The organism is Leisingera sp. CC-HEC096 (assembly GCF_059429235.1).
The window spans coordinates 115,021-126,778 of sequence record NZ_JCAIJS010000001.1 but is presented as its reverse complement, the minus strand read 5'-3'; the positions used below and the strand labels follow the sequence as shown (position 1 = coordinate 126,778).

Below are 11,758 nucleotides of genomic sequence, written 5' to 3'. Positions count from 1 at the left end.
ATTTCCGCCACCCGTTTCAGGACCTGTCTTTCATGCGGCTTTTCCTCTCCGTTCTCTTCCTGCTGCTGCCCGCCGCGCTGTGGGCCGCATGCACCGGCACCGATCTGCGCACCACCCTTCCGGCGGACGATCTGGCCCGCCTGCAGGCACGGACCGCGGCGGCCCCCTTTGCCGAAGGCAACCACTGGATTGCCCGCCGCGGCGCCCGCACTGTTCACGTGATCGGCACCCTGCACATCAACGACCCGCGGATGGACCGGATCACCAGCGCTCTGGCCCCGGTGGTCCGCCAGGCCGATCTCTTGCTGATGGAGGCCAGCCCTGCCGACAAGGCCGCGTTTGAAAATGAACTCGGCCGCACCCCGTCGCTGATGCTGATCACCGAAGGCCCGACGCTGATCGACCGCCTGCCGCAGGAGGAGTGGGAGAGCCTCTCCGCCAAGGCCCGCGCGCACGGGGTCGCGCCCTGGATGGCCGCCAAGATGCGGCCCTGGTTCCTGGCCCTGTCGATGGCGGTTCCGCCCTGTGTGCTGCGGCAGCCGGAGTTCAAGAACGGCCTCGACCTGCGCCTGGCCGCCGCTGCCGAAAAGGCCGGCGTGCCAATCCGGTCGCTGGAAGACCCGATGTCCGTGATCCGGATGCTGGACGGCGACCCGCTGGAGGAACAGGTCCGCCAGTTGCGCGCCTTTACCGCTCTGCTGGGCGGCGGCCAGGACAATTTCTTCACCATCGCTGAGGCCTATTTCGACCAGCAGGCGCTGCACGCCCTGTACCTGAGCGAGCAGGAGTTTCTGGAGAGCGGCGCCCTGACGCAGGAAGAGCGGGAGGCCATGTGGACCGACGCGATGCAAGAGCTGCTGGACCAGCGCAACCAGGCCTGGATCCCGGTGATTGAAGCGGCTGAGGACGGCGTGATCGTGGTGGCCGCAGGCGCGCTGCACCTGCCGGGGGAGAACGGCGTGCTGAACCTGCTGCAGCAGCAGGGCTATAGCCTCGAACGCGCGCCCTTCTGAGCACATCGCCGCATTGCAGCAGCAGCGGGGTGACAAGCGTGCGCGCCGGTCCTATAAGGCGCGCAAATCTCCCCTTTACTGACCTCATGAGTGAACAGGACAGCCCCATGACCATTCAAGTTTTCGGCCATAAATCCCCCGACACCGACTCCACCGGCTCCCCGATCGTCTGGGCCTGGTACCTGAACGAGGTAAAAGGCGTTGCCGCCGAGCCCAAGCTGCTGGGCGAGCCGAACACCGAAGCGGCCTTCATGCTGCAGCGCTGGGGCCTGGATAAGCCCGCGATCATCGAAGACGTGGCTGATGACGCGGCTGTTGTGATTGTCGACACCAACAACCCGGCCGAGCTGCCCGCCAACATCAACGGCGCCGACGTGCAGGCGATCATCGACCACCACAAGCTGGTCGGCGGCCTGGAAACCAAAGGCCCGATCGACATCACCATCCGCCCGCTGGCCTGCACCGCCACCATCATGCACGACCTCATGGGCGACGATGCCGCCAAGATGCCCGAGGCGGTCAAGGGCGCGGCGCTGACCTGCATCCTGTCCGACACCCTGGAATTCCGCTCGCCGACCACCACCGCGCATGACAAGGCCGTGGCCGAGAAGCTGGCTGCCGACCTGGGCATCAATATCGCCGACTACGCGGCTGAGATGTTTGCTGCCAAGTCCGACGTCTCCTCCTTCTCCGATGCCGAACTGCTGCGCATGGACTCCAAGGAATATGAGGTCGACGGCACCAAGTTCCGCGTCTCCGTGCTGGAAACCACCGCGCCGGCCGTGGTGCTGGACCGCAAGGCGTCGCTGATGGACACCATGACCACCGTCGCGTCTGAGGACGGCGTCGATCAGGTGCTGCTGTTCGTGGTCGACATCCTGAACGAGGAAGCCACCCTGCTGGTGCCGAACGACCTGGTCAAGACCGTGGCAAGCAAGTCCTTCGGCGCCGATGCCTCTGGCGACACCGTGGTGCTGCCGGGCATCATGTCCCGCAAGAAACAGATCATTCCGAACCTGAAAGTGTAATCCGCTTCAGGTTTGCAGAACCGCAAAAGGCGCCCCGCGGGGCGCCTTTTTTCGTGGCGGGATGCTGTGGCGGCCTGTGTCCGCGGGCTTGGAGCCCCCTGTCTTTGCTGATCATGCGGAGACCGCGGTGCGGCGCCCAGCAGGCATCTGCGCGCTTGTTCCGGTTCGGGTTCCGGCCCCCAAAAAAAAGCAAAGCCGCTTCCGGCGAAGCTGCCTTGATCCGCTTGGCTGGCCGGAGTGCCCGGACAGAAGCATCAACGGCCATCTTGACACCCTGAGTCCGCACCAACCCGCTGAAACGGCGTTAGGAAATCCAGCAAACGGTGCCGTGGGCAAAGGCATCTGGCTGGCGCCGCCAATCACCGGCCGGCTTTGCCCCCCGGCGTACCTGACGCCCCTCGCTCGCAAAGGCCGCCGTTACTCACTACACGCGTGCGCCTGCCAGACACCGCGGCCCCGCCAGCTGGCCGGACCGCGCAACAATGTTGCCCAACCGCCGGCCCCGCGCCAATCTATCGATATTGATAGGGTTGGAATTCTGCCAGGATGGAGTGCGGCCCGGCCCGGCCGCGCCGCGGGACCGTCCCGGTCAGGCCGAACGCGGCAGGGCTGCGCCACCCCGGTCCGGCCAGGCTTCGCTGCCGTCGTTGAAATCCTCCCAGGCGGCATCAGCGAGCGGCTCTCCTTCCGCCTCAGCCACGGGCCGGGGCGGCTGCGCCGGCACCGGAGCCGCGCGTGTCTCTGCGGCTGCGGCCTCCACGGCGTTCCCGCCGCCGCGCAGGACAAACTGGCGCACCAGCCGGTTGAGCCCCACGGTCTCGGCATTCATCGCGCGGATGGCAGAGCCGGCCTGGACGACCATGGACGCATTCTGCTGGGTCACCTGATCCAGCTGGGACACACCCGAATTGATCTCATTCAGCCCCTGCGCCTGCTCGCCGGATTCGCTGGAGATGCCGGACACCAGCTCGGCGATGGTGCCGACCTGGCTGACAACCCCGGTCAGCGCCTGGCCGGCGCCATCCACCTTGCGCACACCGTCTTCCACATGGGAGGTGCTGGCACTGATCAGGGTCTTGATTTCATTGGCCGCCTCCGAAGAGCGCTGCGCCAGCGCCCGCACCTCCGAGGCCACCACGGCAAAGCCGCGCCCGACCTCGCCGGCCCGGGCCGCCTCGACCCCGGCATTGAGCGCCAGCAGGTTGGTCTGGAAGGCGATGTCGTCGATCACGCCGATGATTTGCGAAATCTGATGCGAGGACTGCTCGATCTCGTTCATTGCGGCAATGGCGCCTTCGACCACTTCGCCGCTGCGCTCCACCTCCTTGCGGGCGGTGTTCACCACGTCCTGCACCTGCTGGGCGTTGTGCGCCGAGGAGTTGACGCTGGCGGTCATCTGCTCCAGCGCGGCGGCGGTTTCCTCCAGCGTCGCTGCCTGGCTTTCGGTGCGCGACGACAGATCGTCCGACGCGGCTTGGATTTCAGCCGATTGCTGCTGAATGCGGGCGCCGGCCTGAACCACGTCGGACATCAGCTCATTCAGCTTGTCGACGGTTTCATTGTAATTCACGCGCAAAGCGTCGTAATCGCTATTGAATTTCTCACCGATCCGGTCGCTCAGGTCGCCATTGGACAGCCGCTGGAGACCGCTGCGCAAGCGCTCGATCACCTGCTCGCTTTCCTCGCGCAGCGCGTTCTGTTCTTCCAGAGCGTCGATCACCCGGGCCGACACCCTATCAATGTCCTTGGCGATTTCGCCGAAATCGTCGCTCCGCATCCTGTCGGAAACCCTGATGCCGAATTCACCCTCGGCCACTTCCTGAAGGGCATCGCGCAGCCGCCCGACCGGGCGCACGATGTTGAGCATCATTTTGCGGGCATTGTAGATTGACAGGAGGATCAGGGCAGCGGAGACCGCGAGCAGCGAATAGAGCAGCATCATGTCATGGGCGCGGGCGGACACGGCTGTCGCGCGCGCGTTGCTGACGATCCTGTCCCCAAGCGGGCCGAGGACGGCCCCAAGCTGCTCAGACTGCAGCTGGAAGGACGCCAACGCCGCATCCAGCCCGGCGCCGCCGCTGAGCGCGGCATCCGTGGTCCCGCCGGCCGAAAGCAGAAACTGGTCCACTTGCGGCAGTGCCGTTTCCAGCAGGCCGCGCACATCGTCTTCCAGATCCATGGCCTGAAGCGCCGACAGCTCCTGACGGAAGACCGCATCTCTCTCTGCCACTTCGGCCCGTGCGTCTGCCCTTGCCGTTTGCGCGCCATCCCGCCCGGCCAGTACGGCGGCAAACACCGAAGCCTCCACCGCGTCATGCATCATGTCTGCCCGCAGCACATGACGGGAGGCCTGCGTCGCGCTGATCTGCCGTTCCAGTTCCAGCTCGCTTTGCCAGAGGCTGTAAACCGCGAAGGAGGACAGAATCAAAATCGCGGCGACCGAAATGATACCGGAGATAAGAAACCGGGACTTCATGGACATCGTACGGAACATGGGCAACACACCTTAGAGCTGATTGTGGCGCCTATTATTTCCGCTTAGATTTAACCACTCCTGAAGCCGCAGAGGCCCTGACACGTTTTTGCGCGCTTTTTTTGGTGCCGCGCCCGCCGCCGCTGCACTGGCCTTCGCCAGGAGGCTCTGCCATAGGTGAGACCAAAGGACCTTTGCGCGAAAGTAGACCCCATGACCCAGATCATTACCTCCCTTTCCGAAGTCTCCAGCCGTTACAAGGCACTGTTTGTCGACCTTTGGGGCTGCGTGCACAACGGGATCACTGCCTTTCCGGACGCGGTGGCGGCGCTTCAGGCGTACCGGGCGCAGGGCGGTATTGTGGTGCTGGTCACCAATTCGCCGAAACCGCGCGCGGGCGTGGCGGCGCAGCTGGGGCAGTTCAACGTGCCGGACGACGCCTATGACACCATCTCGACCTCCGGCGATTCCGCGCGGGCGGCGATGTTCACCGGGGCGGTCGGCAACAAGGTGTATTTCATGGGTGAATGGGAACGCGACGCTGGCTTTTTCGAGCCGCTGCATGTGATCCACAACCCGGTGGAGATCACCCGGGTGCCGCTGAAGGAAGCCGAGGGCATCGTCTGCTGCGGCCCGTTCGACCCGCATGCGGACCCGGCGGTGAACCGGCCCGATTTCCTTTATGCCAAGCAGATGGGGATGAAACTGCTGTGCGCCAACCCCGATATCGTGGTCGACCGCGGCGAGACGCGGGAGTGGTGCGCGGGCGCGCTGGCGCGGCTTTATACCGAGATGGGCGGCGAGAGCCTGTATTTCGGCAAGCCGCACCCGCCGATCTATGATCTGGCGCGCCGCCGGCTGGCGGAGCTGGGCCATGACATTCAGGATGCGGAGATCCTGGCGATCGGCGACGGGCCGCACACCGATATTGCCGGTGCCATGGGGGAAGGCATCGATTCCCTGTTCATCACCGGCGGCCTTGCGGCCAGAGAGACAAAAACATCGGTCCAGCCGGACCCCGAAGCGCTGGAGGCCTATTTGCAGAAGGAACAGTCCGGCCCGACCTATGCCATTGGTTTCCTGCGGTAAAACGCCCCTGCCGGCCAGCAGCCCCCGGGTATCCGACAGACCTGACCGACCAGACCCCGCCGCAACAGGCGGGGTTTTCTTTTGCCAAACCCTCTTGATTTTCTGCAACTGCAAAGTAATAAAGTTGCGCAAGCGGGCAATGGAGCGCGCAATTATTTCATCGGCACCTGAGGCCAGACAGGTGAACGGAGGATCGAATGTTGGACAACATGCCGCGCGGAACCATCTGCATCGAAGACATCGAGATGGGAATGGTGCGTTACCTGCGCAAAACCATCACCGATGAGGACATCCGGATGTTTGCCGATGTCTCCACCGACCATAACCCGGTGCATATGGATGACGATTATGCCCGCGACACGATCTTTGAGGGCCGGATCGCGCATGGGATGCTGACGGCGGGGCTGATCTCTGCGGTGATCGGCGAGCAGCTGCCCGGCCATGGCACCATCTACATGAGCCAGTCGCTGAAGTTCCTGGCCCCGGTGCGTCCCGGCGACATGGTGCTGGCAGAGGTCGAGGTGACCGACATCGTGATCGACAAGCGCCGGGTGAAACTGGACTGCCGCTGCATGGTCGACGGCAAGAAGGTACTGGTGGGCGAGGCCATGGTGATGGCGCCGTCGCGCAAGTTCGACTGAGGCGGCTGCCGGCCGCACGCCTTCAATTTCCAGCAGTTTCAGCCGCCCGGGGCCTGTGCCCTTGGCGGTTTTGCTTTGCCGGTCTGTTTCGTTCATTTCGTTCAGTTCTGCGCTGTGTCCCAATTAAGGGGGCGGCGCCGCCGGGTGGAGGTGGACAGACCCCTCGGGGCCTGCTCGGACAAGCTCGCTTGGACGACCCCCTTTTTATCAGGGCCGGTCTCCGGGTGTTGCGCAGGCAACCGCACAGATGCCTGCGCCTCGTATCATGGCCCCGCGCGCGGGACCATGGCTGGGGGGATCGCGATCGTTTGGCAGGATGGCAGAGGGCCATGAGGATTGCGTGAAGGGGGCGTGCGGTGGAAATGCAACGGGCCAAGGCTCAACCACCCCTGTCAGGATCGGGTTGCGCGTGTTTTGCGGTTGCGGCGTCCCGCGCGCCTGGCGGGGCTGGTTTTGAGTTGCACCCGGAAAGTGATAGCAAGGGAGCCGGTCCTGGTTTTTCAGCTATGAAACACACTGGAGCAAACGATGGTCGAACGAACAGCAACATGCAGATGCGGCCAGCTGACCGCAACCTGCAGAGGCGAGCCGGTCCGGGTCTCGGTATGCCACTGCCTTGAGTGCCAAAGACGCTCCGGCAGCGTCTTTGCCGCTCAGGCCCGTTGGCCGGATGCCGATGTGACGGTCCGCGGAAAGTTCGCAATTTGGGAGCGCGTTGCCGACAGCGGCCACAAGGCAACTTACAAGTTTTGCCCGAACTGCGGTTCGACACTGGCATTTGTAATCGAAGGCTGGCCGGGGGTCATTGCAGTTCCTGTTGGCGCATTTGCAGACCCTCAGTTCCCCGCACCGCTGTTTTCGGTTTATGAGCACCGGAAGCATTCCTGGGTGGAAATTGCAGGCGGGGACGTTGAGCACTCAGCCGATCCAAGCATCGCTTTCACGCAAGGCAAACTGCCCGGCAGCAAGGACTGACGGGCTGTATCTGAAACGACCGCCTGCAGGCACATACCGGCCTTATGTTGCGCGCCGCCGGGCAGCGCTGGCGCTGTTCCCTGACAGAGCCGTCCCTGCTCTCTTCCTTCCCCCGCCACTGGCCGCTTGAACCGCCGCGCGGGTGCGGGTACGGATGCGCCATGCGTATCGTCAGAGATTTTGAATTCGTCGAAGACCAGGACCGGGGCGCCACTGTTGCCATCGGCAACTTCGACGGCGTGCATCTGGGCCATCAGTCGGTGATCGAACTGGCCCGCGAGGCCGCTCCCGGGGCGCCCTTGGGGGTGATGACGTTTGAGCCGCATCCGCGCGAGTTTTTTGCGCCCGATGCCCCGCCCTTCCGCCTGATGCGGGCCGAGACCCGCGCTCACCGGCTGGAGAAGCTGGGGGTGGAGCGGCTGTATGAGCTGAACTTCAACACCGCGCTGTCGAGCCTGACGCCGGAGGAATTTGCCCGCGACGTGATCGCCGAAGGGCTGGGTCTGGCGCATGTGGTGGTGGGTGCCGATTTCTGTTTCGGCAAGGGCCGGGCCGGCAATGCCCAAGACCTGCAGCGGTTTGGCGCGCAATACGGGTTTGGCGTCACCATTGCGCCCTTGATGGAATATTCCGAGCACGCGGTGTCCTCCACCGCGATCCGCAACGCGCTGAGCGAGGGGCGGCCTGCGGATGCCAAGGAGATGCTGGGCCACTGGCACCGGATCGAAGGCGTGGTGATCGGCGGCGAGCAGCGCGGGCGGGAGCTGGGCTTCCCCACCGCCAACATGTCAATCGAGGGGCTGCACCAGCCGCGCTTTGGCGTCTATGCGGTGCTGGTCGATGTCTTGGACGGCCCGCATCAGGGCAGCTATCACGGCGCGGCCTCCATCGGGGTCAGGCCGATGTTCGGCGGCGTGGTCCCGAATATCGAGACCTTCCTGTTCGATTTCTCAGGCGACCTTTACGGGGCGACGCTGTCGGTCGGGCTGGTGGAATTCCTGCGGCCTGAGCTGAAGTTCGACGGGCTGGACGCGCTGACCGCCCAGATGGACGCGGATTGCGCCCAGGCGCGCGAAATCCTGGCAGCGCTATGAGACGGGGCAAGGACGTGATCGACCGCTCCGGCCTGGGCGCGCGCTTCTGGGAGAAGAAGCCGCTGGCAAAGCTCAGCCAGAAGGAATGGGAAGCGCTGTGCGACGGCTGCGGCAAGTGCTGCCTGAACAAGCTGGAGGATGAGGACAGCGGCGAGGTGGCGCTGACCCGGGTGGCCTGCCGCCTGCTGGACGACAGCACCTGCCGCTGCGCGCAGTATCCGATCCGGCATCAGTTCGTGCCGGAATGCATCGTGCTGAAGCCGGACAACCTGGACACCCACGCCTATTGGATGCCGGAAACCTGCGCCTACCGGCTGCTGTGGCAGGGCAAGCCGCTGCCGGAATGGCACCCCTTGCTGACCGGCACCCCGGAAAGCGTGCATGAGGCAGGGGTTTCGGTGCGCGGCTGGACGGTGTCGGAATTCGAGATCGCCGAAGAAGAGTGGGAAGACCACATCATCGACGAGCCCCTGGGCTGAGCAACTGCCGCCGGGCGGGCGGATCGCGTTCAATTTGACGCGCATCCAACGCAACCTTCGGTTGCAAAATTCCGCACCCAGGCCGAAACTGCTGCCAGCCGGTTACGGCTGCCGCCTGTCCGGGCGGCGGCTGAAAGACCGGAGCAATCAAAGGGGCAGCAGAAAATGCCGTTTGAGCATGGCACCTATTTCACCGCCGCGGACGAGCGCAAGGCCAGGGCCTTTCTGGCCGGCCAGGGCCTGAGCCCGCGGCAGGAAGCGGAGATTCGCGCCTGGCACCGCTCCAGGCTGAGCGCGCAGCTGTCGCTGTGGTCCTCGGCCGCGGCGGCGGCGGGTATAGCGCTGGGGTATTTCCTGGCCGGGGTGTTCTGACGTTCCGGCGGGCCGGCCATTCGCGGCTTGGCAGCGGCGCGGGGCTGGACTAGGTCTGGATGCGGACAGCCGCAACAGAGCAAGGACCCAGCCCGATGCATTTCGCCTCCGACAACTCCGGCCCGGTGCCGCAGCAGATCCTTGACGCCCTGGCCGCAGCCAACCGGGGCTATGCCATGGGCTATGGCGCCGATGCTGAAATGGCCGAGGTGACGGCGCGGATCCGGGAGATTTTCGAGGTGCCGGAGGCGGCGGTCTATCTGGTCGCCACCGGCACTGCGGCCAATGTGCTGGCGCTGTCGACGCTGGCGCAGCCGTGGCAGACGGTGTTCTGCACCAAGCCTGCCCATATCAACATGGATGAATGCAACGCGCCGGAGTTCTACAGCGGCGGTGCCAAGCTGACGCTGGTCACAGATGCGGACAAGATGACGTCTGAGGCTTTGCGCGCCGCCATCGAGGGCGAGGAGACCCGCGGTGTGCATGGGCCGCAGCGGGGGCCGGTGTCGCTGACGCAAGTCACGGAGTTCGGCACCGTTTACAGCCTGACGGAGCTGCAATCGGTCTGTGCGGCAGCCAAGGAATACGGGCTGCCGGTGCATATGGACGGCGCGCGGTTCACCAATGCGCTGGTGTCGCTGGGCTGCACGCCGGCGGAGATGACCTGGAAGGCGGGCGTGGATGCGGTGTCCTTCGGCGGCACCAAGAACGGCTGCCTGGGGGTGGAGGCGGTGATCTTCTTTGATCCCGAACACGCGCAGGAGTTCGAGTACCGCCGCAAGCGCGGGGCGCATCTGTTTTCCAAGCACCGCTACCTGTCGGCGCAGATGCTCGCCTATCTGAACGATGATCTGTGGCTGAAAAACGCCCGCGCGGCCAATTCCAAGGCGGCGCTGCTGGCCGAGGGTCTGGAGGCGGCGGGTGCCCATTTCACCCATCCGGCGCAGGCCAACATGATCTTTGCCGCCCTGCCCCGCGGGAAGCATCAGGAACTGTTCGCCGCAGGCGCCATCTATCACCTGTGGGACGGTTTGCTGCAGGGGCCGGAGAATGAGCTGGTCACAGCCCGGTTTGTCTGCGACTGGTCGGTTCCGGAAGAGGATATCCGGGCGTTCCTGTCGTTGCTTTAAAGTGCGGCCGGGCCGCGGTTACTGACGGCCCTGCGCCCAGAGCAGCGCGTCTTCCAGCCGGTCGTCGCCCCAGAAGATCTCCTTGCCCACCGCAAAGCTGGGCGCGCCGAAGATGCCAAGGTCCATTGCTTCGTCTGTCGCTTTGGCCAGCATCCGGACGGTTTCCTCTGACTGCGCCGCCTCCAGCACACGGGCCGGATCCTGGCCTGCGGCCTCCAGGCTGGCGCTGAGGTTCGGGTCCTCGCCCGCGGGCTGGCCCGCCTCGAACCAGCAGCGGTAGGCGGCCTGGGTATAGGCCTCCCCCCAGCCCTCCGCCGCGCCGAGCGCCGCGACCTGGTTGGCCAGCACCAGCTCCGGCAGCGGATAGGGCGCCGGCAGCCGCACATGGAAGCCATAGCGCTGCGCGCGGCGTTCGACATCGCGCCACATATAGGCGGTCTTTTCCGGCTTGTCCTTGAAGGGGATGTTGTTCTGCACCGTCATCACGTGGCGCACGTTGAACGGGCGCCAGCGGACCGCAACGCCGGCCTCGGCCGCCGCGTCCGCGATCCGCATCACGGTCAAGTAGGTGTAGGTGCTGCCGATCGAATACCAGAAATCAAGTCCGGGCATGTGACCCTCCCGCCAATGAACCAACTGCCTGCCAGTCTAGGGTCAGTGCCGTCAGAATCAAACGCCCGGGGCCAGGGAGCGGACCCTGGCGGTTCAGAACTTGCCGTTGTCGTTCTTCCATGCGCTGCGCGGCGGGATGGTCTCGACCGTGTCCCAATGCTCCGCGATCTTGCCGTCGGCGATACGGTACAGGTCGTAGAAACTGGTGTGCGTGCCGTTCAGATGACCCTCGCTGGCGCAGAGAGCGAAGTTGCCTTCCGCCAGTGTCCGGTGGAGCCGCTGGTACCGGATCGCGGGCGTGCCGTCGCGCGTGGCCGCCAGAGCCTCCTGCAGGGCGGGCAAACCGTCCGCCAGGTCCGGGCTGTGCTGGATAAGATCCGCGCGGACATAGTCCGGCAAAAGGTCCAGCCGCCGACCGATCAGCACCTGCTCGGTGAAGCGGCGCGCGAGGGTCCGGTTCTCCTCGGTCTTGTCCAGATCCGTGATCTCCGTGGTGCCGTCCTGCATCCCCCGGCCGGAGGGGTTGGGGCCGCGCAGGGCTTGGATGTTGTCCCAATGCTCCACCGCCTGGCCGTCCTCAAACCGGAACACCTCGAAGGCTGCGCGCAGGGAGGAGAAATCGTACTCGATATGGGCAAAGGCGAAATCGCCGTCTTCGAACACCCGTTTGAAACGCACCTTGGGGGAGGTCTTGGCGAGGCGGGCAAACAGCTCGGCCAGCCCCTCGCTGCCCTCGTGGGTCTGGGGGTTGTGCTGGATGTACTTGTCCTCATTGACCACAGCGGCAGCCGCGGGGTCGCCGGTCTCGAGGCCCTTGAGGAGCGTTTTCAACAGGTCCTTTTTCGATGCCAT

Annotated in this window: 12 protein-coding genes; 9 read left to right on the top strand and 3 right to left on the bottom strand. The window is 64.9% G+C overall.

Translation table 11 applies throughout. From position 1 onward, the window contains the following. Positions 1 to 32: 32 nt before the first annotated feature. Both AC5STI_RS00565 and AC5STI_RS00560 read left to right on the top strand, forming a co-directional pair. A complete protein-coding gene (locus AC5STI_RS00565; RefSeq protein ID WP_495445205.1) occupies positions 33 to 1,013 on the top strand; it encodes a TraB/GumN family protein in 981 nt (326 codons plus the stop codon). Positions 1,014 to 1,120: 107 nt separating this feature from the next. Continuing rightward, positions 1,121 to 2,041, top strand: coding sequence for a manganese-dependent inorganic pyrophosphatase (locus AC5STI_RS00560; RefSeq protein ID WP_495445204.1), 921 nt, complete (start codon positions 1,121 to 1,123; stop codon positions 2,039 to 2,041). Between the two features lie 589 nt (positions 2,042 to 2,630). Here the strand turns inward: AC5STI_RS00560 and AC5STI_RS00555 are convergent. Continuing rightward, positions 2,631 to 4,535: a methyl-accepting chemotaxis protein gene (locus tag AC5STI_RS00555; RefSeq protein ID WP_495445203.1), complete on the bottom strand. Its 1,905-nt coding sequence runs from the start codon at positions 4,533 to 4,535 to the stop codon at positions 2,631 to 2,633. A gap of 192 nt (positions 4,536 to 4,727) precedes the next feature. Here AC5STI_RS00555 and AC5STI_RS00550 point away from each other — a divergent pair, with 192 nt between their 5' ends. The 7 genes from AC5STI_RS00550 to AC5STI_RS00520 all read left to right on the top strand — a co-directional run bounded on the left by AC5STI_RS00550 (position 4,728) and on the right by AC5STI_RS00520 (position 10,294). Beyond that, positions 4,728 to 5,603: a TIGR01459 family HAD-type hydrolase gene (locus AC5STI_RS00550; RefSeq protein WP_495445202.1), complete on the top strand. Its 876-nt coding sequence runs from the start codon at positions 4,728 to 4,730 to the stop codon at positions 5,601 to 5,603. A 197-nt stretch (positions 5,604 to 5,800) separates the two neighbouring features. After that, positions 5,801 to 6,244 (top strand): MaoC family dehydratase, encoded by a 444-nt coding sequence (locus AC5STI_RS00545; RefSeq protein WP_475050615.1) that lies wholly within the window; start codon positions 5,801 to 5,803, stop codon positions 6,242 to 6,244. A 528-nt stretch (positions 6,245 to 6,772) separates the two neighbouring features. After that, complete coding sequence (locus AC5STI_RS00540; protein ID WP_495445201.1) at positions 6,773 to 7,219, top strand: GFA family protein; 447 nt, start codon at positions 6,773 to 6,775, stop codon at positions 7,217 to 7,219. 161 nt (positions 7,220 to 7,380) lie between these two features. Next, on the top strand, positions 7,381 to 8,313 hold the full coding sequence (locus AC5STI_RS00535) for a bifunctional riboflavin kinase/FAD synthetase (RefSeq protein WP_495445200.1): 933 nt from the start codon (positions 7,381 to 7,383) through the stop codon (positions 8,311 to 8,313). Continuing rightward, complete coding sequence (locus tag AC5STI_RS00530; RefSeq protein ID WP_475050610.1) at positions 8,310 to 8,792, top strand: YcgN family cysteine cluster protein; 483 nt, start codon at positions 8,310 to 8,312, stop codon at positions 8,790 to 8,792. Before AC5STI_RS00535 ends, AC5STI_RS00530 begins: the two co-directional genes overlap by 4 nt. 165 nt (positions 8,793 to 8,957) lie before the next feature. Then, a complete protein-coding gene (locus AC5STI_RS00525) occupies positions 8,958 to 9,164 on the top strand; it encodes a hypothetical protein (RefSeq protein WP_141890894.1) in 207 nt (68 codons plus the stop codon). A 95-nt stretch (positions 9,165 to 9,259) separates the two neighbouring features. Then, positions 9,260 to 10,294, top strand: a complete 1,035-nt coding sequence (locus AC5STI_RS00520; protein ID WP_495445199.1) for a threonine aldolase family protein — start codon at positions 9,260 to 9,262, stop codon at positions 10,292 to 10,294. Positions 10,295 to 10,312: 18 nt separating this feature from the next. Here AC5STI_RS00520 and AC5STI_RS00515 read toward each other — a convergent pair whose 3' ends face one another. Together AC5STI_RS00515 and AC5STI_RS00510 are read right to left on the bottom strand one after the other, a co-directional pair. After that, positions 10,313 to 10,906, bottom strand: a complete 594-nt coding sequence (locus tag AC5STI_RS00515; protein ID WP_495445198.1) for a 2-hydroxychromene-2-carboxylate isomerase — start codon at positions 10,904 to 10,906, stop codon at positions 10,313 to 10,315. Positions 10,907 to 10,999: 93 nt separating this feature from the next. Beyond that, the gene (locus tag AC5STI_RS00510; protein WP_495445197.1) at positions 11,000 to 11,758 is read right to left on the bottom strand and encodes a nuclear transport factor 2 family protein; all 759 of its coding nucleotides are present in this window, start codon (positions 11,756 to 11,758) and stop codon (positions 11,000 to 11,002) included.

Coding starts and splice junctions, on each gene's coding strand:
- AC5STI_RS00565 (WP_495445205.1), top strand. CDS start 33: ATGCGGCTTTTCCTCTCCGTTCTCTTCCTGCTGCTGCCCGCCGCGCTG.
- AC5STI_RS00560 (WP_495445204.1), top strand. CDS start 1,121: ATGACCATTCAAGTTTTCGGCCATAAATCCCCCGACACCGACTCCACC.
- AC5STI_RS00555 (WP_495445203.1), bottom strand. CDS start 4,535: ATGTTCCGTACGATGTCCATGAAGTCCCGGTTTCTTATCTCCGGTATC.
- AC5STI_RS00550 (WP_495445202.1), top strand. CDS start 4,728: ATGACCCAGATCATTACCTCCCTTTCCGAAGTCTCCAGCCGTTACAAG.
- AC5STI_RS00545 (WP_475050615.1), top strand. CDS start 5,801: ATGTTGGACAACATGCCGCGCGGAACCATCTGCATCGAAGACATCGAG.
- AC5STI_RS00540 (WP_495445201.1), top strand. CDS start 6,773: ATGGTCGAACGAACAGCAACATGCAGATGCGGCCAGCTGACCGCAACC.
- AC5STI_RS00535 (WP_495445200.1), top strand. CDS start 7,381: ATGCGTATCGTCAGAGATTTTGAATTCGTCGAAGACCAGGACCGGGGC.
- AC5STI_RS00530 (WP_475050610.1), top strand. CDS start 8,310: ATGAGACGGGGCAAGGACGTGATCGACCGCTCCGGCCTGGGCGCGCGC.
- AC5STI_RS00525 (WP_141890894.1), top strand. CDS start 8,958: ATGCCGTTTGAGCATGGCACCTATTTCACCGCCGCGGACGAGCGCAAG.
- AC5STI_RS00520 (WP_495445199.1), top strand. CDS start 9,260: ATGCATTTCGCCTCCGACAACTCCGGCCCGGTGCCGCAGCAGATCCTT.
- AC5STI_RS00515 (WP_495445198.1), bottom strand. CDS start 10,906: ATGCCCGGACTTGATTTCTGGTATTCGATCGGCAGCACCTACACCTAC.
- AC5STI_RS00510 (WP_495445197.1), bottom strand. CDS start 11,758: ATGGCATCGAAAAAGGACCTGTTGAAAACGCTCCTCAAGGGCCTCGAG.